The following is a 22,599-nucleotide window of genomic DNA, read 5'->3' on the forward strand; positions in this document are numbered from 1 at the left end:
TGATGTCCGGTAATCTTAGAGCTGCTTGCTCAGTTCCTTGATGTCATGGTTCAGGATGCGGTCGTTCTCCGCATAATCGACCGGGCAATCGATCAGATGAACCCCCGGCGTATCGCGGCAATGGTTGAGCACTTCGGTGAGATGCTTGCTGCTTTCCACCCGGTGGCCATTCGCGCCAAAGGCTTCCGCAAACTTTACGAAGTCAGGATTGCCATAGGTCAGGCCGAAATCCTCAAACCCCATATTCGCCTGTTTCCAACGGATCATGCCGTAAGCATCATCGCGCAGGATCAGTACCGTCAGGTTGAGACCGAGGCGCACCGCGGTTTCCATCTCCTGATCGTTCATCATGAAGCCGCCATCGCCGCAAATCGCCATGACCTTGCGTTCGGGATACAGCATCGCGCTCATCATTGCCGACGGCAGGCCCGCGCCCATCGTGGCCAGCGCATTGTCGAGCAGCACGGTGTTGGGCAGATAGGCGGTAAAACCGCGCGCGAACCAGATTTTGTAAACCCCGTTGTCGAGGCAGATGATCCCGTCTTCAGGCTGACTGTCGCGGACTTGCTGCACCAGATGCGGCGGGAAGATCGGAAAGCGGTCATCCTTGGCCAGACCCTGCGTGTGGTCCAGCTCTGCCTGATGATAGCGCTTCAGCTCGCCGCCGGACCAATGGCCCTGCTTCACGATGTCTTCCTTGATCTGCCAGATCGCATTGGCGATGTCGCCAATCACCTCGATCTGCGGGAAATAGACCGGGTCCACCTCGGCAGAGCGGTTGGACACGTGGATCACCGTCACGCCTTCATGCTTCATGAAGAACGGCGGCTTTTCGATCACGTCATGGCCGATGTTGACGATGACATCGGCCTCTTCGATCGCGCGGTGGCAGAAATCGCCTGCGCTGAGGGCAGCACAGCCCAGGAACAGCGGATGGCGTTCGTCGATAACGCCCTTGCCCATCTGGGTGGTGACGAAGGGGATGCCGGTCTTTTCGATGAGCTGATTGATCATCCGCCCGGTCATCTTGCGATTGGCGCCGGCTCCCACAACCAGAATCGGCTTCTTCGCCTTTTCGATCACTTCGACCGCCTGACGAACAGCTTTGGGTTCGGCGCTGGGGCGGCGGGCGATGCTGCGCGGGATGGGGCGCGAATCGGTGGGTTCTTCGGCGATATCCTCAGGCAGCTCGAGATGGACCGCGCCGGGTTTCTCTTCCTCTGCCAGCCGATAGGCCTCGCGCACGCGGCTGGGAATGTTGTCGCCGGCGTGCAGTTGGCGAGTGTATTTGGTGATCGGTTCCATCATCGCGACCACGTCGAGGATCTGGAACTGGCCCTGCTTGGATTTCTTGATCGGTTTCTGTCCGGTGATCATCATCATCGGCATCCCGCCCAGCTGTGCATAGGCGGCGGCGGTAACGAAATTGGTGGCACCGGGGCCCAATGTGGCGATGCACACGCCGGTCTTGCCGGTGTGGCGGCCGTAGGTTGCGGCCATGAAGCCCGCACCTTGTTCGTGGCGGGTCAGGATCAGCTTGATCTGGCTGGACCGGCTGAGCGAGTCGAGGAAATCGAGGTTTTCTTCGCCCGGCACGCCGAAGATGTATTCACACCCTTCGGCCTCGAGGCATTGGATGAACAGGTCGGATGCTTTTTGCTTGTTATCGGTCATGCGTGATTTCCCCCATGCCCCCTGAAAGAAGGCCCCTAAATCAATAACGCAACCCGTGTTTTCCCGGTTTATGCGCGAGGCCTAACAGACCGCGCGGCGCGAGTCAGTAGCCGAGTTCAAGGTCCATTTGCGGGGCCACAGGCTGGCCGCTGTGCCAATGTTCGAGGTTGGCGATAAAGCGGTCGGCGCTGCGCTGGAACATCTTGGTTTGCGCGCGCCCCGACAGATGCATCGTGATCTGCGCATTGGCCAGTTCCCACAGCGGATGATCGGCGGGCAGCGGCTCGGGATCGGTGACGTCGAGCAGCGCGGCTTCGATGCGGTTTTCGCGCAGCGCCTCGATCAGCGCGTCCTGTTTGACCACATCGCCGCGCGCAATGTTCACCAGCACGGCGTTGGGCCGCATCGCCGCCAGCTCCGCCGCGCCGATCATCCCGGCGGTTTCGGCGGTGGAGGGGACGGCGAGGATCACCCAGTCGAACTCTCCCAGCCGGCCGCGCCATTCCCCCGGACGCAGCGCACCCTGTTCGCCAGAGCGGCGCACCGGCACCACCTTCATATCGAACGCCTCAAGCCGCGTCTTGATCAACCCGCCAATCGCGCCCAGCCCCAGCAGCAGCACGCGCTCCCCAGCCAGCTCACGCTTGCCCGGCGAATCGAGCAGCCATTCACGGCGATCCTGAGCGCGCACCACATCGCGGTATCCCTTGGCATGGGCGAGCATCAGCATCACGGTATATTCGGCAATCGTGATCGCATTGATCCCCGCGCCATTGGTCACGGTAACGCCGCGCTCGCGCAGCAGATCAAGCGGCAGGAAATCCAGTCCGGCATAGATCGAGTTAAGCCATTTCAGCTGCGTCGCCGCTGTTACCACTTCGACCATCGGTTCTGGCTGGGTGAAATCGAACCACCCGATTTCCGCCCGCGGAGCCAGTTCCAGCGCCTGTTCCTTGCTCATGAACCATTGCGGCTCCACCCACCCCGGCAGGAGCGGTTCCACCAGCGGGCGGATCATGGCGGACAGGACGGCTTTGGTCATGAATTGCTCCGATAGGTGTCGAGCATGGGCGGGCGATGCAGGCAGGCACCAAAGTCAAACGGGCGGCTGGTCAGCGGAGCGACCCGCTCCGCATCGGCATGGCGCGGGTTCATCAGCACGATATCGCCTTCTGGTAGCACTCGCGAGGCGATTGCCGCGAGCAGTGAACGGCAGCTCAGCAGCCATTCGTCGACCCATTCACGGATGGCAGCCTCGTCGGCACAATCGGGAATGCGTTCGGCTGCTGCGTCAATCTCTGTCCAGCCAAGTCGCAAATCACCGGGATAATCTGCGCGGTCGGCAGGCAGGTAGCGCTGCGCCACCAGAACCGCCAAACCTGCCTCGGAGGCGAAATTGACCACTGGCAAGCCGGGCGAGGAATAGCGGGCACCGTGACGCTCTGGTCCTGAACCGTCGAGCGCCATGAAAGGCGCACGGCTCAGCCGCCACAATCGCATCAGCCCCGGCTCCAGCCTGCGCTGAACGGGACATCAACAATCACTTGGCCGACTTTCCCGATGCCGCATCGGCAAATCGCTCAACCCGTCCGGTCGCGATGGAGAGGATGGCGTCGGAGACTTCGGAGGCGTTTCTGAGGACGTGGGAGGGCGGAATTTGCATGACATCGACGCGGTGCTGCTCCAGCCACGCTTCGCGCAGATCGGTGTCGGCCTGCTTGAACGGATCGTCGGTGATCTCGGCAGCGAGATGGGCCTCGGCGCAGTAGAATTGCAGCGTCACGCCATCTTCCGCAAAATCTCTCAGGAATTTGAGGCCGCGCGGCGAGCCTTGTAAATGTTGCCACAAAAGATCGTGCGGATCGGCCATATCAAAGTCTCCATTCCCAGCCGAGCGGATCACCGTCCATAACCTCGACACCCTTGGCGGTAAGTGTTTCGCGGATAGCATCCGAAGTTGCAAAATCCTTGGCGGCACGCGCCTCTTTGCGGCGGATCAGTTCGGCTTCGATCTGGGCCTCGGTGAGGGTGGCTGCCTTGGGACGGATGCGGAGCGCCTCGCGTGAAAGACCAAACAGGTTCAGCCCAAGAACCTTGTCCATTTGATGCACCACGGCGCGTTTCGCCGCGGCATCCACCTTCTTCACCGCCAAAGCTTCCTCCAGCGCAACCAGACCGACGCTGGTATTCAGATCGTCCGACACTGCCGCAGCAAACTTTTCCAGCATGGGCGCAAACTTGGGATGCACTGCGTCACCAACTGCCGCATCACTCAGCCGTTCAACCGCCATCACAATCCGCTTCAACCGTGTCAGCGCGGCCTGCAAGCCCTCCCACGAGAACTCCAGCTCGCTGCGGTAATGCGCCTGAAGGCACATCATACGGTAGGCAAGCGGGTGATAGCCCTTGTCGATCAACAGTTGCAGGCGCAGAAATTCGCCCGAGCTTTTGCTCATCTTGCCTGACCGTTCGACCAGGAAATTGTTGTGCATCCAGATGCGCGCGCCGCTGTTTTCGGCGGAGTCGAGGCCACCCGCGCAGCAATGCGCCTGGTTCTGCGCAATTTCGTTGGGATGGTGGATTTCGCGGTGGTCGATCCCGCCGGTGTGAATGTCAAAGGGGAAGCCAAGCAATTTGCCGCCCATGACCGAGCATTCCAGATGCCAGCCCGGCGCCCCCCTGCCCCAAGGGCTGTCCCATTCCATCTGCCGCGTCTCGCCCGCCGGGGTCTTGCGCCAGATGGCGAAATCAGCCTGATTGCGCTTTCCTTCTACGGTGTCGATGCGGCCTTCGCCGTCCTCGGTCACAGCGCGGGCCAGCCTGCCGTAATCCGCGATGCTCGACACATCGAAATACAGGCCGCTCTCAAGCTCGTAACAATGCTTGTCCGCAATGCCCTTGGCGAACGCGACCATCTCGTCGATGTAGTCCGTTGCCACTGACCATTTGGCAGGCTGGCGGATATTGAGCGCCTGCACATCGGCCCAATAGGCCTCGGTATAATGCTTGGCGATGTCCCAGATCGACTGCGACCGTTCCGCCGCCATCTTCTCCATCTTGTCCTCACCCGCATCCGCGTCATCGGTCAGATGGCCGACATCGGTGATGTTGATGATATGGGTGAGGTCATACCCCTTCCAGCTCAGCGTCCGGCCCAGAATGTCGGCAAAGACATAGGCGCGCATATTCCCGATGTGGGGGTAGTTATAGACCGTCGGCCCGCAGGAATAGACGCGCGCCTCACCCGGATGGACGGGGCTGAACACCTCGACCTGCCGGGTCAGCGAGTTGAACAGGCGCAGATCGGCGGGGGGCGGGGTGTCAGTCATCACTGCGCGCCTTGCACTGCCCTAAACACGCGGGTCAAGACTGGGCAGCGTGCCGCGCGCTTATTCGGCTGGCTCTAGCTCTTCTTCGGGCGTTTCGACCGGGCAGGGATCTTCGTCATCCTGATCGCACTCTTCATCCTGCGTGCCGTTCCACAGATCGTCATTGCCTGCACCGGTTACCGGATCGTCGATCAACGGGTCATCCTCGTCCGTGGTGGGATCATCCAGCATTACCAGCATGGTGCCAACCGGATCGACGCCCAGCGCCTCATCATTATCCTCGCGGATATTCTCTTCCAGCAGATCCTGAATCGGCGTGCCGAACACCGGATCGATGGGCGGGGGCGGCGGCGGAATTACCGGGATACAGCTGGCCGGATTGCCGATCAGGCAGCCATTAATGGTCGAATCCGCATCAAAATCGCCAGCGATATTGGCCAGCTCGATAGCATCCAGCCCGGTCACGCCGCCAATCGTTCCATTGATCGCGATGCCGTTGATCTGCCCATCATCATCCGCAGTGATATTGACAGTATTGGCGGTAAAGCCGCGCCGGTCGGCAAATTCGCTGCTGGCCCCGGTGTTCTGGATGAGCAGCCTGTCCGAAACGGTGAAGTTGATCGTGTCGGCCTGAATGAACCCGGCAACGCTGGTTACGTTGGTAGGCGTGCCCAGTGCAGTGCCCAGATCCGCCATACTACTGCCCTCGAAATCGCCGAGCGCGGCATCGCTGCCCATCGCAATATTCGCCGCTTCCAGCGCGATCAGGCCGGTCAGAGTATCGTCCGCATCGGTAACGCGCAGATTTCCCGTTTCCTGCACCCGGATGGTGTCCGCAGCGCGCAGGCCCAGCGTGTTTTCCGCGCCCGCATTGGTCAAATCCAGCGCGCCGATCACATCGATGGAGGCTTGCGAGTCGATCGTGAAGCTGCCCGCCGAACCGATCGTGCCGGAACGTTCCTGTCCGCCAACGCTGACGGTGAAGCTGTCGACAGTCACACCGCCGGTCGCCGAGATGGCGACATCGCCGCCGCTGAAGATGCGCGCGAACTCGCTGGCATCAACCACATATCCTGCCGCGCTGCCATCGCCGCCCAGCGTGACCGGCGCGCCCAGATTGCTGAGCACAATGCTCTGCGTCCGGCTCGCGTCGCCCAGCTGGCCGCTATCCGTGATGACGACATCGCCGGAGGTAATTACAATGCGCTCACCACTGGCGAGCCCTTCGGTCAGGAACCGCTCCTGCGCCACGATGTCGAGCGCGAGGCCCGCCACCAGCGAGGAATTCGCGCCGATAATATCGAACACGCCGCCCGCATTTGCAGCAATGTCGGTGCCTGCCGCAACCGCTCCGGCAATCACCGTATCCGCGCCGCTATCCAGCGTGATGGACGTGCCCGCGGTCGACTGGCCAAGCGTGATATCGCCCCCGGCTGTCACGCCGATGCGGCTGGCCGCAGTCAGAGCGCCAGTGGCGTCCTGCGCCGCGCTGATGGTGATGCTGCCATCCACTTCGCTGCTGGGGCCTGCGTCCGCGCCAGCGACAATCGTCCCGGCCAGCACGCTGCCGCCGCTGCTGTTCAGCGAGACATTGTCCGCCGCCTGTCCAGAGCCGATCACGATAGTGTCAGCGGCGAGGATGGCCAGCGTGCCGCCCGTCGCCTCGGCACTGGAGATGCGCACGCCATTGCTGTCGGTGATGGCAATCGACGTCCCGCTCAATGTGACATCGACCGGCCCCGCCGCAGTGCTGCGCAGATCATTGGTGATCGTCAGCGCGCCATTGGTCGCAGTCAAGGCAATGTTGTCACCCACCGCATCGCCGAGCATAATGGCGCCCTGTGCGGTCACGGACAGCCTGCCCCCGGCAGTGGCCGCGTCGGCAGTCACTGCGCCACTGCGCGCCAGCAGCGAAGTATCGCCAGCGGCGTTGGCCGAAGTCACAGCGATTTCGCTGCCGGAAATCGTGAGGTCGTCCGTGCTGGAGACAATCCCGACGCCAATCGCACCGCCTGCGGTCAGCGCAATGGCGCCGCCCGTGACATTGCCCAGAACGAGTGTGCTACCGGCATCAACCGCAATCGGTCCGCTGGCCGCCAGATCGCCCGATGACACGCCGCCGCTTGCTGTCAAATCGATCCCGGCTGCTCCGGCGGAGGCATCGCCAATCGCCAGATCGCCGCCAAAAGCATCGGCAGTAAGAGCAGTGCCCGCATCCAGATCGCCAAGGCTGATCGCCGTGCCCGAAAGCGCAATGGCACTGCCCGCAGTGACGTTCCCACCATTCAGCGCGCCGCCACTGCTGGCCAGCGTAACGCTGCCCGCGGCATTGGCCGCAGCAAAGTCGATATCGCCCGCCGCATTGGCAGTCAGATCACCGCCCGCTGCATTGAGCGTATCGAACTGGACCGCACCAGCCGAGCTGAGCGTGATCGCGCCGCCTGCCGTCACAGTGCCGCGTGCATCGACATCGCCAGTGGTCGAGGTCAGGCTGAGATCGCCGCCCACATCGCCCTGCGATAGCGTGACCGAAGCGCCGGTAATACTCGTATCGCCGCCGCTGGAGAGCGCACCGATGGTCGGCGTCCCGGCTGCGACGACGGCAATGTCGCTGCTTGCTGTCAGCGAGGCAAAATCCGCATCACCCGATGTCGCGGCGGCGCTGATCGCGCCACCCGCTGCAATGTCGCCCAACGCAATATCCTGCGCGGTAAGCGTCACATCGCCGCCGCTGGTGATGTCGCCCGGTCCAGCATTGGCGCCGATAGTGCCATTGGTCGCAGCGAGGTTGATTGCAGCGTTGGCGGTGAGGCTGTCGAACAGAATATCCGCGCCAGTCGTAATCGCAATCGCATCCGCACTGGCCGCGCCGATGGCAATATCTGCGCCGCTGAGTGTCAATGCGCCGCCAGCATCGAGATCACCGCCGGTAATGGCTCCGCCTGCTGTGAACGCCAGATCACCAGTGGCCGAGGCCGCATCGTATGTGATCGCGCTGCCAGCATCGGCGGTGAAGTCACCGCCTTGCGCTGCCAGAGTGCCAATCGCGATGGCTCCGCTGGCGTCAAGATCGATCCCGCCGCCAACCGTGAGAGCGCCGGTGGCATCAAGATCGCCAGCCGTAGCATCGAGCGCCAGATCGCCCCCAATGTCGCCGCTGGCTAGTGATATCGTTGTGCCGGTGAGCGAGGTGTTGCCGCCGCTGATGGCACTGGTGAGGCTGGCCCCGCCAGCTGCACTCACCGTAATATCCGCTGCCGCATCCACCGCACCAAAGCTGGCATCGCCGACGCTGGAGGTTGCATTTAGCGAGCCGCCGCTGCTGACATCGCCAAGCGCAAGCACCTGCGCGTCCAGAGTCACATCGCCGCCGCTGGTGATGTCGCCCGGCCCCGCATTGGCACCGATGGTGCCAATGGTGGCTGCAAGGGTGATCGCAGCATTGGCGGTCAAGCTGTCGAACAGAATATCCGCGCCAGTAGTGATCGCAATTGTATCTGCACTCGCCGCGCCGATGGCAATATCCGCACCGCTGAGTGTCAGAGCGCCGCCAGCATCCAGATCGCCGCCGGCAATCGCTCCGCCAGCCGTGAACGCCAGATCGCCTGTCGCCAAAGCCGCATTGTAAGCAATCGCACCATCGGCATCGGCGGAAATATCACCGCCCTGGGCTGCCAGAGTGCCCACCAGGATATCGCCTGCTGCGCTGAGGCCAATCGCCCCGCCCGACGTAATGTCGCCACTCTCTGTGCCGGTAATCCCGCCAGAGCGTGCGGCCAGAGTAACCGGCCCGCCTGCAATTATAGCGTTGTAAGTGATCGCCTGCGCATCAAGGCTGGCTGCGCCGCCTGCGGTCGCAGTTGTAATGTCCAATGTCGATCCGGCGCTCGCCGTCAGCGTGGTTGCGGCATCAAGCGTCCCGCCATTGATTGCTCCATCGGCTGTCAGCGCAATCTGTAGATCGGAGATCAGGCTGCCGAAACCGATCGCGCCGCCAGCCGTCACATCCAGCCCTGCCGCACTCGCGCTGGCCAGCGAAACATCGTTCGCTGCATCGATCACAGCAGTGCCGCCGACGCTCAGGGGGCCGCTGACGGCGATGTCGCCGCTATTGGCTGTCGCAGTGAAGGAGGAGGCGATGGTGGCCCTGCCCAGCGCAATCGAAGCGCCGCTGATTGTAGCATCCGACCCGGCGACCCGCTGGAACACATCGTCAATCGTGACTGCGCCGCCGACATCGATCGACACCGTGTCCTGCGCATCGACGGTCCCTGCGGCAAAATCGCCGCCAGCGGTCGCAAACACGCCGTCGGTTGCCGACAAGACTGTTCCGGAAATGGCGATGTCGCCGCCAGCTGACAGGATCACCCGGTCTAGGCCGCCCTCGCCGCTCACAGCCAGCGCCGCGATATCGCCGCCGCTGATCGAACCAGCGGCATTGATTTCGGCATCGTCATTGCTGGTTTCGATACTTGTGAATGTCACATCGCCAGCCGAATTGGCCACCAGGCCATTGCCAATGCTGGCGGTGCCGATCAGCAGGCCCAGCCCGGCATCGATCGTGGCGCTACCGCCGGTCTGCACATCGCCCAAGGTCACGAAGGAACCGCTCAGCGTAGTGGCGAAACCGCCATCGCTTTGCACCAGCGCCGCAATGTCGAGCGTGCCGCCCGCAGCGATCTGGATACGGTCGCTTGAGCGCACATCGGCAAGGTCGATTGCCCCGCCTGCGGTCAGGAACACACCGTCAAACACCGACTGCACGACACCGGACATGGTGATGTCGCCGCCAGCGTCCATGATGACGCGGTCGAACCCGCCGTCGCCGCTTACAGCCCGCGCAATCGCAGTATCACCGCTTATGGAACCACCGGCGGTCAGCTCGACATTGCGATTGTCACTGGTGAGACTGCCAAAAGCGATGTCACCATTGGCCTGCACGAGCACGCCATTCGCGCCCGATCCGGTGTCGAGCGAAACATTGTCCGCCAAAATGCTGAGCGCGCCGCCCTGCGCATCGAGCGTGGCCGCCTGAAGCGAACCTGCTGCGCCAATCGTCATGCCGCCAGCAGAGGTTACTGCTCCGCCAAGCACAACATCGCCCGCCGAGGCGTCGATAGTCAGATCGCCGCCCGAAGTCCCGCTGCCAATGCTGACGCTTGCGCCCGCGATGCTGGTGGCCGCACCCGTAGTAAAGCTGCCGAGATCGACGACATTGCCGGAAATATCTGTCTGGTCGCCGCTCTGCACGGCGATGACAGTCACGTCACCCGACGCATCGACCACGACAGTGGTGCCCGCATCGAGCAGGTCGGAGGTGAGGGCATCGCCGGTAATCGCGATCGCATCCGCGCTCGCCGCGCCGATGGCAATATCTGCGCCGCTAAGCGTCAGCGCGCCGCCAGCATCCAGATCGCCGCCCGTAATCGCGCCGCCAGCCGTGAACGCCAGATCGCCTGTCGCCGAAGCCGCGTCGTAAGTGATTGCGCCGCCAGCATCGGCGGTGAAGTCACCGCCTTGCGCTGCCAGAGTGCCAATCGCGATGGCTCCGCTGGCATCGAGATCGATCCCGCCGCCAACCGTGAGAGCGCCTGTGGCGTCAAGATCGCCCGCTGTAACTGTCAGCGCCAGATCGCCGCCCACGGCTCCGCTGCCAACGCTTACGTCGGAGCCTGAAATCGTCGTGCTCGCGCCACTGGAGAAGCTGTCCACTGCCACGGTGCCTGCCGCGTCCACTGCAAATGCACCAACAGCATCGATCGTCACCAGCGAAACAGCGCCGCCAGCATTGATCGTGAAATCGTCTGCGGCACCGCTGTAGCCGTTGAAAACGGTGATCGTCTGATCCAGCGTCACATCGCCGCCCGCTGTCAGCGTAACGCTGTCGATCCCGCCGGTGCCGAAGCTATCATCGGCCACCACGGTGCTGCCGGTGATGTCACCGCCAGCGTTCACCGCAATGCTGCCGTCACGCGAATACAGTTCGGCAAAGCTGGCGCTGCCGCCAGCATCCAGCGTGATCGCGCCATCATTGCTGACAGAGCCGATGGCGATGTCGCCAGTCGCGCTGAGCGCGGCATAGCCAGCCGCCAGATTGCCGTTGAGATTGCCTGTCCCGGTTATGTCGCCCGCAGTCGCAGTGACCGACAGACCGCTGGAGAAGGTAGCCTGGTCCAGCACCACTGAAGCGCCCGTAATTGTGGCCAGGCCAACCGGCGTTGTGACATTGCCGATACTCGCCAGACCATTGGCGGTAATCTCTATATCGCCCTGCGCGCTACGGACATCTGCCGCATCGATTGTGTCTGCGGTAATGCTGACACCCGAGCGGCCGCGATGGAGGCCGGTCAACGTCGCCGTCCCGCCCGCATCGATCAGCAGCGAGGCATCGGCCCCGGCCACACCAACTATCGCGCGGCGCCCGGTGACATCGCCTGCGGTTGCAATCGTCACATCGCCGCGGTCGCTGATCAGCTCGTCATAAGTCGCGTTCGCACCAGCATCGATGGCGATCCCGCCCACGGCATCCACGCCTGTCAAAGCAACATCGCCGCTGGCGATAAAGCTAGCGGTCTGGTCGGCAGTAATCACGCCGCCGGAAGTGATATCACCAGTCCGCGCGGTCATCGTCAGGCGACCGGAAAAGCGGCCAGTTGTCAGTGATACCGAGCTACCCGCGATGCGGGCGGTTCCGCCGGAATTGTACATAAATGCGCGGTCCACGGTCACTGCACCGCCAGCGTCGACGATCAGATCGCCCGTACCGGCCTGCGCACCGGTCAGCGCAAAGGCATCAATGTTTCCGCTTGCCAGCACCTGAAGTGTGTCATCCGCCACCACAGTACCCAGCACAATATCACCTGCGTCGGCGTTAAAGCTGGCTGCCCCGGCGATATCGATCCGCCCGGTTTGTGTGAGTGCCCCGGCGGTCGCAGTGACAGCCAGCGCACCGCCAATGTCGCCGCCGCCCAATTGCACGCTTGCACCGGTAATGTCGGTCTGGCCGCCGCTGAGCAGGTTGGCGATGCTCACGTCGCCCGACGCATCGACCAGAATTGTGGCCCCCGCATCGAGCAGGTCCGAGGTGAGGGCATTGCCGGTAATCGCAATCGCATCCGCGCTTGCCGCGCCGATCACAATATCCGCACCGTTCAGAGTCAGCGCCCCGCCAGCATCCAGATCGCCGCCGGTAATCGCCCCGCCCGCCGTGAACGCCAGATCGCCCGTCGCCGAGGCAGCGCCGTAAGTGATTGCGCCGCCAGCATCGGCGGTGAAGTCACCGCCCTGCGCTGCCAAAGTGCCGATGGAGATGCCGCCAGTAGCGTCAAGATCGATTACCTCGCCCACTGTGACAGTGCCGCTGATAGCAACGTTACCCGCCAGCGCATCCATGACCAGCGATCCGCCCAGTGTGCCGCTGTTCAGTGAGACAGCGGAGCCGCGCAGGATTGTGTCGAAACCAGCGAGGTCTTGCGTGATAGTGCCGATAGTGACTGCGCCCGTTCCGGCAGTCGCCCGGATCTGGTCACGCGCCTGAATATCGTTGACCGAAATTGCGCCGCCTGCGGTCAGGAACACACCGTCATCGACCGACTGCGCCATCCCGGTCAGGGTGATATCGCCCGCCGCATCGATGATTGCGCGGTCCGTGCCTGCGCTGCCGATGGGTGCAATAGCCAGCAGCGAAGTGCCGCTTACCGAGCCGCCGGTGGATGTGACCTGCGCGTCGCCATCGGTGGCGGTGATGGTGCCGAAGGTCACGTCATCCGCTGCAGTGAGCGCAAAGCCTGCCCCCGCCGCCGCATCGCCGAGCGTGACAGTGGTCGCCGCGTTGATGGTGAGGCTGGCGCCCGCATCCAGCGTGCCGGTGACGGTCACCGCGCCGGTGGCTGCGTCGAGCAGCATCAGGCCGCCCGAATTCGCGCCGCCAAGATCTATTGAGCTTGCAAAAATCCGTGTCGCAAACAGGCTGTCCGATTGGCCGATGATGGCCTGACCTGCGGCATCAACGCGCAGATTGCCGTTGGCGTCCAGCGTGCCGATGGTCACATCGCCCGCATTCGCCGCCACAGTGATTGCACCGCCCGAAACCAGCGAGGTAAGATTGACCGATCCGGCATCGACATTCGTCTGATTGCCGCCAAAGAAATCACCCCCGGTCAGCGCGCCGCCGACTGTGAAGTCGAACAGGCCGTTGGACGAGGCCGAGGTGACATCGGCATCGCCGCCCACGGTAACGCTGAGGCCCGGACTGGCCGATTGCGAGACCAGCGCGCCGGAGACCAGATTGCCGCCAATTTCGAAGGTGAGATTGGCCCGCGCGAGTGTATCGGCCAGCGTGGCATCGCCCGCCGTGGTTACATTGACGTTCGATCCAGTCAGATTACCCAGATTTGCCGCTCCGGCAGACGTGACAGTCACCCCCAGAGTATCGCTGGTGATATCGCCTGCGGACACATCGCCCACGGTCGATTCCACGATCACGAAGCCGTTGGCAGAGGTGACATTGCCGATTGCGACAGTTTCGCCCGTAACTTCGGTCTGGTCGTCGCCCTGCACGTCGCCGCCGGTAATATCGGTGCCAGTAATGGTCAGCAGCGAACTGCTGGTGACGCTGGTGAAATCCACGGCCCCGCCAGCGTTGATGCCGATGCTGGCCACTGCGCCCGTGGTGCTGACCGTGCCCACTGCGATATAGCCGCCCGCGCTCACTTGCAGGCCAAGCCCAGCGGCGCTGATGTCGCCGGTTGTGACATTACCGGATGCATCCAGCGTGGCCGCTGCGCCGCTGCTGACAGCACCCGCAGTCAGATCACCCGCCAGCGCAGTGATATCCATCGCTGCCCCTGACGACAGATCGCCAACATTGACCGCATTGCCCGAGACCGAGAGCAGCTGCGCGGAATCGAGGCTGCCGCCGGCTACATCGCCATTGTCTGCAGTGATATCGATGCCCTGCGACACGGTCGACAGATCGCCAAACATCACATTGTCGCCCGCCAGCGTGATCTGGTTCGCCGGGGTCACAGCGCCCAGGAACACATCGCCCGCATCGGCGAGCAGCGCTATAGTGCGCGCGCCATTGGTCTGGATTTCGCCAAAGCTGATATCGCCACCGGCAGTTATCCGCACGCCGGTCGCGCCCCGTTGAATATAGGTGCCGATGTCGAGGCTTCCGGGCACGGCATATGCGGTTTCGAATGGACCGCCGGTGTCGCCGACATTGGTCAGCTGGCCGCCAGTGTCGAGCAGGGCAAGATTGATGTCCTGCCCAACAGTGATCCCGATATCGTTCGGGCTGATCAGTGACCCGGTGCCGAGCAGGCTGCCCGCTGCCGAAATATCGATCTGGTTGCTGGTCACCGTGGCATCGAACAGGTTCACGTTACCGCTGGTGCTGGCGAGCAGGAATTGGTCGTTCGCGGTCAGCGTGGTCGGGAAGCCGCTGGTCCCCATCACAATATCATTGCGGGTGGTGATCAGGATCCGGTTGGCCGCGAGATTGGGCTGCTCAACGATCAGCTGAATCACGTCATTGTTGCTGGCCTGACCAATCTGGAACTGGTTATCGACTGCAACGGAGCCGAGGCAGATCGAGCCTTCGAGGCAATTGGCAGACAGCAATCCGGCATCATTGCTCTGCGGCGCACCGGCGGCGGGGGCATCATTGATATCCGCGGTCAGTGATGCGGCGGTGATGGTGGAATCCAGCCCGTCAATCGCATTGGCCGTCATGATCGTGGAAAAGGCGTTGGAATTGATCGTCCCGTCCAACACGATTGACGAGATCGGCGTGGTGAGCGGGGCCTCCATACGGCCTGTTTCGACCAGGAGTCCCGCCGCCAGAACCAGATTTCCGCTGCCGGTAAAGGGGTTGGCGGTATCCGGGCTGTTGGCAGGGTTGGCAGCCGCCGTCAGCGTGGCTCCGGCACCAAGGATGATGTCGTCACCAGTAATGATGGATATGCCATTATCGGACGAGACATCGGCGCCGCCCGCGATAATCGCTTGTCCGCCCGAGGTCATCGTAATGTCCCCGGTGGACGTCACATTGCCGTTAATCGTCAGCTGCGCGGTCGGGTCGTAAAGCCCGATTGCAATCTCGGTATTGCCAGCTTCCAGCCTGATCCCGTTAGCGACCGCAACGCCGCCGCTAAGCGGGAATGTCCGAACGGGGCCAGTGATCGTCAGATCGGTGACAGTCAAATTCTGTCCGGCAGAGAGGTCGATACTGTCGCCGGCCCGCAGGTCGTCGGCGTCGAGATTGCCCTCTGCACGGATTGACAGCAGATCGCCGGCCTGGACGATCGTGCCCAGGTCTGCGCTGAAATTACCACCCGCTGCGGCGAAGAAACTTCCGCCGACGTCAAGCGACAGGAAGCCTGCCGACGGTGCGTTGGAATGCGACATCACGATATCGTTTGACGCAGACAAGAAGACGCTGCCGCCAACCACAAGTTGTGCGCCGCCATCGGGGACGAAGAACAAATCATCCGAGCTGGTGAAGTCGGCATTGCCCGACACAGTGGTGGGCGTCGAATTGGGGCCGAACACAACCACGCCGGTCCCGTCATCGCCAAGCGCTTCGAGTGTCAGGCTGGCGAAGTCGAGAACATTGGCGGGGTTCGCGACAGTGCTCTGGTAAATCACCGATCCGGCAGTGGATGCGCCAGCAAGTGCTCCCGATCCGCCGATCCCCTGAGACCGCATGACAAAATCATTGGCGGTGGTCGAACCGCCGATGGTGAAGGCATTGGCCAGCAGCACAATGTCACCCGTGCCAGCACCGCCATTGCCCGCAGTTCCGCTCAGCGCGCCGCCATCGGTCCCGCCAGCGCCGCCATTGCCGCCCACGCCAAGGCTGAGCAACGTCAGATCGCCAGCGACCAGATCGCCGCCATTCTTGGTCACGCGAACCTGTAGCCCGGTGCCGTCGCCGCCATTGCCGCCGCCGCCCGCAGTGCCGCCATTGGTCAGATCGAGCGCGCCGCCAGCGCCGCCGTCGCCGCCCTGTCCGACACTCTGGAATGTTTCCTCAGCCGCCGAGATGTCGAGCAATGCGCCGTCATTGACGTTGACCGAGTAATTGCCGCCGGTGGCGTTGCCGCCAAGCCCGCCATTGCCCGAAGTCCCGCCAAGCAGATTTGCGCCGCCAGTGCCGCCAACACCGCCCAAGGCGCTGGCATCGAGATTGAAATTCATCCCGATGGTGTTGAACACCGCCCCAGCGCCGGAGATCGTGAATGTCACATCTCCCGCTGTACCGGCACCGCCAGTGCCGCCCGCGCCGCCGCTGACAGCCGCCGTACCGCTGCCGCCTGCTCCTGCTGCTCCGCCGGTTCCAGTGGTGTCCGCAGTCAATGTCTCCAGGACTGGTGCCAGATCGCCTGTACCAGTGAGAGCGATGGTGAAATCGCCGCCCAGACCAGCGCCGCCGGCCCCGCCGGTGCCGCCGCTGTCGCCATCCGCGCCCGCGCCGCCCACAGCTGCGCCCGAGAACACCAGCGAAATGGTGTTGGTCAGCGCGCCCGGACTATCAATGGTCAGATTGCCGCCGAAAGCGGTCCCGCCGCGGCCGCCAGTACCGCCCAAATCAGCCGCTCCGCCATCACCGCCGGTGCTCTGGCTGGTAACCGACAGCGCGCTGTAATCGATAAGCCCGGTAAGTGTGGTTGTGCCGCCAAAGGCAAGCCCGCCAGCACCGCCGGTAAATCCGCCCGGGCCGGTGCTCCCGGCTCCGCCCTGACCGCCAAACGCGCTGTTCGAAACTGTGAAATCACCAAGCGCCAACGCCCCGGTGCCGGCATTGGTGACTGTGACATTGCCGCTCACCGCAGCGCCGCCCGCGCCGGGAGTACCGCCAGCGCGATCAGCCGCCTCGCCGCCCTCTCCGCCGAACATATCGCCGAAAATTGCTGTCGATGCTGCGGAGAAATCACCGCCGCTTACGGTCAGGTTGAAATCGCCGCCAAACTGGTCGGAACCGGCAGTCGCAGGTCCGCCAATGTCAGCGCCCATGCTGGTCGTGAAATCGAGAGTACCGACATTTACCGAGCCGCCGAGGATGTCGATAGTGACGTCGCCCGCTTCAGCCGCGCCCAAGGCACCTGAATTGCCGCCATTGTAAGAGGTTAACAGCGAATTTGAGAACGCCATATCGCCGGTAAAATTGGCCGCGCCGGAGATGGTCACATTCATATCGCCAGCAAGCGCTCTGCCGCCGCTGCCGCCAATATCCTGACCGCCAAGCCCATCCGCGAGGGAGAACATTTCAAGCGCGGCCCCAAACGCTCCGCCCGTATGAGTGGAATCGGCCAGCACATAGGTCAGCGTGCCGCTGGTAGAATCGCCGCCACTCGGACCGGAATCGGAAGTGGCGAAGCTCTGCAACTGGACATTGCCGCTGATGACACTGCCATTCTGCGCCACGAAGGTCACATCGCCCGCTACCGCATCAGCGCCGGTGGTGTTGGTCGCGACCGAGGGGAAGCGGAACGCTTGCGCTTCAGTGCCGATGGAAATGCCGCCGGTAAGTACGTTCACCGCGGAATTGTCGACCAGCATTGATATATCGCCGGTCTGGATGGTGTTGGTGCTGATACCGTGACCGGCATCGGCAAACAGTGACACGCTGCCTGCCGACAGGGTCGATCCGTTCAGCACTTGCAGATCAATCGCAACGGGATCGACAATGGCGATCTCGCCAGCCGTATAGGTACGCATCGAGAGCGAATTCGCGCCCAGATCGAGCACGGCATTGTTCAGCACGCCGGTTATCTGGCCAAGTGTGGCCTGTCCGCCAAACGCGAAAGCATTGACCGCAGCGCGCACATTGCCATTCCAGACATTGATGCTGTTGGTCAGATTAATAGCGATGGTTCCGCCGGTCGCGCTGGCGGGATTGATGAATAGCGCAGGGTCCTGACCCGGTGCACTGCTCGGATTGCTCGCTCCGGCGTCGGCCACCAAACCCGTGTTTGCGGCAAAGCTGGAACTGCCATCGGCGAAATCGAGCGTGATCGTCCCGCCAATTGTGTCACCGCCAACCAGCGTGCGAATTTCCGGTACACCCGATTGCGGTTCATACGCGCTGGCATTGGCGTAAAGACTGTTGCCGCGTGGCCCAAGTGGAAAACTGTTGTCGAATTGGCCAAGCAGATCGAAGCTGCTTCCTGCGCCGCTCATCACTAAATCGATGCTTCCGCCAGTGCCGGTGCCCGCACCCGCTTCACCAATTGCGGCCAGTGTGGTGGCGTCGGCCCAGAATCCGCCGGTGACAGTAAAGGCTGCCCCCAAAGCTGCCTCTGCCGTGATAGATCCGCCTGTGGCATCCGCGCCAGACGCGTCCGCCCGCGTATCCTGCGCGCCGACCGCGCTGGCATCGGCAATCAGATTGCCCGTAAAGGTCAGGTCGGAACCGTCGCCGGTCGAAAGCAGTGCGATATCACCGCCAATTGCAAAACCATTGCTGCCCGGCGTGAACGAACTTTCGAAAGTACCGAGACCGCCATCGCCGCCAGTGCTTCCAATCGCATTGGCGTTCAGCTGGTTGTCGCCCTCGAAGGACTGGACTGTGATGGTCGATCCGGTCGAAGCGGAGAACGCGATGCTGCCGCCTACAGCTCCGCCGCCTGCACCGCCCATACCGCCGATATTTGAGAAATTATCGCCGCCCGCGCCGCCCGCTCCGCCGAACCCGCGCGCATTGACCGAACTGCCAGCTGTATAGGCCAAGGTGGCGCCATTGTCGGCTGACAAAGCAATCGTACCGCCTGTTCCGAGCCCGCCAGCGCCGCCAAAGCCGCCGCTTCCTGCCGCGTCATTGCTGGAACCGCCGCGCCCGCCGACACCGCCGGTGCCATCGGCGCCGAGGTTTACGGCCGACGAACTGCTGAGCTGTGTAACTGCGCCATCAGCGGTGATTGACGCCGAGCCGCCAGTGCCACGCCCGCCAGCCGCGCCATCAGCGCCATCACCCTGTGAATCGCGCGCATTGCCGCCTGCTCCGGACGCCAATAGCGAGGAGTTACCGATTATGACTGCCGCATTTTCGACAGCCAGGCTGGCGTTGCCGCCGATGCCATCGCCGCCAGCACCGGAAACGATACCCAGACTGCCTTCGCCGCCCGTCCCGCGCGCGTCGAGCGCATAGCCGATGGAGCTGGCATCACTGCGCGATAGGATCACATTGGTGGAACCACCTGTCCCGCTGCCGCCCGCACCACCGTCACCTGCATAGTCAAATTCTAGCGGGATGTGCTGGCCACCATTTCCGCCGGTGGCTGTCGTATCCAGCGCTACCACGGTCACGTCGGTCGAGCCGGATATGTCGCGATATGTGGCCGTGCCGCCAAATGCGTCGCCGCCATCTCCACCAGCTTCGCCTTCGGCTCGAAATTCGCCAAAGTCGGCTTGGGAATTGCCGCCCGCTCCACCTGCGGCATAGGCATTAATTTCAAGTGCGCCGGACGCGATCAACAGATTCGCTCCATCAAGCACGAAACTGGCGTTCCCGCCCTGAGAATTGCCGCCGCGCCCGGCGGACACCCCGTACCCACTTCCGCCTGCGCCGCCTTGGCCAAATGCGTTGATTGCGAATGATCCGGTGGAAGATATGTCGCCGTTTGTCGCATTGACTAGAATTGATCCGCCCCGGCCCAATCCGCCAGCTCCAGCCGATCCTGCATTGCTGGTCTCATATCCCTCGCCGCCTGCGCCGCCAGTCCCGATGGCTTCAAGCGATGCCCCCGAAGTCGTCAGCGAACGGCCACCCACGTTCAGGGTAATCGAACCACCTGCTCCGGTCCCGCCTGTCCCGGTCGCAGCCCCTGCCGTGGCGGCGATTGATCCGCCCTGCCCGCCAGTGCCATTGGCCTGCACCGAAAGATCGGCGGTGACAGTATCTTCGTCAAGCAGATCGATCAGGATCGTGCCGCCTTGGGCATTGCCGCCATCGCCAATGAAATTCGCGCCTTCCGCAAAGCCGCCTGTTACAGCGGCATTTGCAAGGATATCGAGACCGTTGAAGGAAATCCCTGCAGCATCACCGCGCTGGGTGATCGTGATGTCGCCAGCGCGCGAAACTAGACCTGTCTGGTCACCGCCAGTGCCCCCATCGACGCTGCTGTCGAGTGTACCCGAACCGCTGAATACGAAATTGCCAGCATCCGCCAGCAAGGTGATGTTGCCGCCAATCGAAGCGCCCTGACCCGTCAGGCCTTCATTGTTATAGACACCCGATTGCGCCGAAAGGGTGGTCCCATTGATGAAACCGCCGATCGCAAGTGCGGTGATGTTCCCGCCCGTCAGGTCATGCCATTCGGTGGCACCAAATCCCAAGGTGGCACGGGTATCGATACTGACCGCGCCAACATCGAGGCCGCCGCTGCTGGTGACGATACCAACCGAGCCAGTGGTCCCGCCATTAGCGCTCATGCCATTAGTGTGACTGGAGTTCAGCGCCAGAGACTCCGCAGTGACTGTGCCGTCGTTCAGCGTGGCGACTCTGATCACATTGCCTGGCGCAGCGGCGCTGACATCGCCGAATGTCGTTGCGTCAATATTGATACCGCCAGCAATATTAACTGTCGACCCATCGGCAATCAGGTCGACGAGGCTACGGCCCACCGCTCCGGCAATTGCATTGCCCGCCGCGTCGAAGGAGGCGACAGCAGAACTATTGGCGGCGACAGAGATCGAACCGATGGTTTGCGTATTGCCATTCAGCCGGACAGCGACATCGCCCGCCACAGCGTCATTGCTTTGCGCTGTGCTGGCGTCGGTCCCGCGTGATGCGGTGGCGGAACTGTCGATCAACAGCTCGCCCAAATTTGTACGGCCATCGGTTACAAAAAAGCTGGCCGCGCCCCCCACAGCGTCACCGCCAACAGCAGCGTACAGCGCCCCGACGCTATCTGGATTGATCGCCGCATCGGCGCTGGTATCAATCGCGAGCGTACCAGTAACTTGCGCGCGGCTATTGATGCCGGTGACAGCGAAATTAACCGAGCCACCAGTCGCATTGCCCGCTTGTGCTTCGCCAAAACCGGCGCGCGCAAAAGCGCTCAAGTTCACATTACCGCCGACCAGAAAATCGCCGCCGGTGTTGATATCGACATTGATGGTCCCGCCGGTCGCATTGCCACCAATCCCGCCAGCACTGCTGTCGTTGACGCCAAGCCGCGCGGTACTGGCAGTGAAGTTTTCGCCAACAACTATGCCGTTGATGATTGCATCGTCATCGCGGCCGACATCGTCAGCGGTAATGTTGATGGTGCCGCCGACTGCCCCGCTGCCTGCCCCCAGTGATACCGATCCGAAGGCAAAGATATTGCCGCCGTTGATCGCTTCAAAATCGATCTGATTAGCCGCCTGGATCGTCAAATCCGCAGTATTTGTGGCGCCGCCAATGGTGATCTGTTCAGTTGTACCCGCTGCCGAAAACAGCACATCATTGCTGGATGAGATGAAAGTCGAGGAATTGAACTGCGCCGGGCCGACATCGACATTGCCGGTGCCGGTTCCAGTAGGAGCTCCGGTGCCCAGCACGACTGTCCCATTCACCACGCCCGCACTGGTCGCTTCCGCGTAACCCAGCGTCCCGCCGACCAACATGGTCATGACCTGGTTTTTGGGCACAGCCACCAATTGAGTCCAATGCACATCACCGCCGCCGGTCGATGCCGGTCCGCCGGTCGTGCCGGTATGGACGATCCCATTCGCGTCTTCACTGCCGACATCCACTGCCAGGCTCAGCAAGCCGGCATTGATGGTCAGCGTGCCTTGTTCAGCCGCCGCCAGCAACGCGCTGCCATTGACGTCAATCGTACCGCCCTGCTCGATCCGCGGCGCGAACATAGCGACGTAACTGCCTTCGACCGCATTCGCCAGAACTCTGGCGCCGCCCTGGATGATGATCGAGGATCCCGGATCGGTGATACCAAGGAAATTGACCTGGTTCCCACCGGCACCGATCGTTTCGATATTGCTGGTGGACAGCAGCAGGCTGCCAACATTGAAACTCGCAGTCGAGTTGACCAGAATTCCGCCGGGGCTGTAAAACCAGATGTTCCCGCCAATACTCCCGTCAGTCGCGCCGATGCGGCTGGAAACATTGCCGCCAAAGGCGATGCCGCGATAATCGCCGGTGGCACTTGGCGCTGTGAAAATCCGGTTGAGCACAACATAATCGGCAGCTGGGCCAACAAAGGTCAGATTTGTCCCATTGGGCAGGAAATTGACGTAATCCAGCGTATCGTCGAGCGAGAGCGTGTCCAGTGTCGTCCAGTTGATGATCGTTTCCTGGTTCAACACCGTCACGACATCGGAAACCGGGCTGGTCGTATGCGTGCCGCGTGCCGGTGTCAGGTCGCTGTCTGCCTGAACCGACCGCGTCCCGTTTTCGCGCGGTGCGACACTTTGCGCAGATGCCTCGCTCGCGCCGAACGCAATCATCGTGGTCGACAAGGCCAGCACCGAACCCTGCATCATCAGCCGCTGCCGCCGAGTGCGATGGGCGCGCGGTGTCTGGTGCAAGCTGTTGATATGGTGCGCTGGCATCGGCAGCGCTGCGGTGGTTGCCTTACGACCCGACATA

General features: G+C 62.5%; 6 protein-coding genes. All 6 read right to left on the reverse strand.

Annotation, left to right across the window (positions count from 1 at the left end; all coding sequences use genetic code 11):
• Positions 1-15: 15 nt before the first annotated feature.
• The 6 genes from FEV51_RS03955 to FEV51_RS03980 all read right to left on the reverse strand — a co-directional run bounded on the left by FEV51_RS03955 (position 16) and on the right by FEV51_RS03980 (position 22,598).
• Positions 16-1,674 carry an acetolactate synthase large subunit gene (locus FEV51_RS03955; protein ID WP_138616056.1) on the reverse strand — a complete coding sequence of 553 codons (1,659 nt, stop codon included), beginning with the start codon at positions 1,672-1,674 and terminating at the stop codon, positions 16-18.
• A 103-nt stretch (positions 1,675-1,777) separates the two neighbouring features.
• A complete protein-coding gene (locus FEV51_RS03960; protein WP_138616058.1) occupies positions 1,778-2,716 on the reverse strand; it encodes a D-2-hydroxyacid dehydrogenase in 939 nt (312 codons plus the stop codon).
• Entirely contained in the window at positions 2,713-3,174 is a 462-nt protein-coding gene (locus FEV51_RS03965; RefSeq protein WP_138616060.1) for an RES family NAD+ phosphorylase, read from the reverse strand. The genes FEV51_RS03960 and FEV51_RS03965 overlap by 4 nt, the downstream gene beginning before the upstream one ends.
• A gap of 40 nt (positions 3,175-3,214) precedes the next feature.
• Entirely contained in the window at positions 3,215-3,544 is a 330-nt protein-coding gene (locus FEV51_RS03970) for a DUF559 domain-containing protein (protein WP_171033026.1), read from the reverse strand.
• Between the two features lies 1 nt (position 3,545).
• Entirely contained in the window at positions 3,546-5,003 is a 1,458-nt protein-coding gene (cysS, locus tag FEV51_RS03975) for a cysteine--tRNA ligase (RefSeq protein ID WP_138616063.1), read from the reverse strand.
• A 60-nt stretch (positions 5,004-5,063) separates the two neighbouring features.
• Positions 5,064-22,598, reverse strand: a complete 17,535-nt coding sequence (locus FEV51_RS03980; protein ID WP_138616065.1) for a hypothetical protein — start codon at positions 22,596-22,598, stop codon at positions 5,064-5,066.
• Position 22,599 lies beyond the last annotated feature (1 nt).

Source organism: Qipengyuania marisflavi (assembly GCF_005884405.1).
Lineage (GTDB): Bacteria > Pseudomonadota > Alphaproteobacteria > Sphingomonadales > Sphingomonadaceae > Qipengyuania > Qipengyuania marisflavi.

Coding starts and splice junctions, on each gene's coding strand:
- FEV51_RS03970 (WP_171033026.1), bottom strand. CDS start 3,544: ATGGCCGATCCGCACGATCTTTTGTGGCAACATTTACAAGGCTCGCCG.
- FEV51_RS03955 (WP_138616056.1), bottom strand. CDS start 1,674: ATGACCGATAACAAGCAAAAAGCATCCGACCTGTTCATCCAATGCCTC.
- FEV51_RS03960 (WP_138616058.1), bottom strand. CDS start 2,716: ATGACCAAAGCCGTCCTGTCCGCCATGATCCGCCCGCTGGTGGAACCG.
- cysS (WP_138616063.1), bottom strand. CDS start 5,003: ATGACTGACACCCCGCCCCCCGCCGATCTGCGCCTGTTCAACTCGCTG.
- FEV51_RS03980 (WP_138616065.1), bottom strand. CDS start 22,598: ATGTCGGGTCGTAAGGCAACCACCGCAGCGCTGCCGATGCCAGCGCAC.
- FEV51_RS03965 (WP_138616060.1), bottom strand. CDS start 3,174: ATGCGATTGTGGCGGCTGAGCCGTGCGCCTTTCATGGCGCTCGACGGT.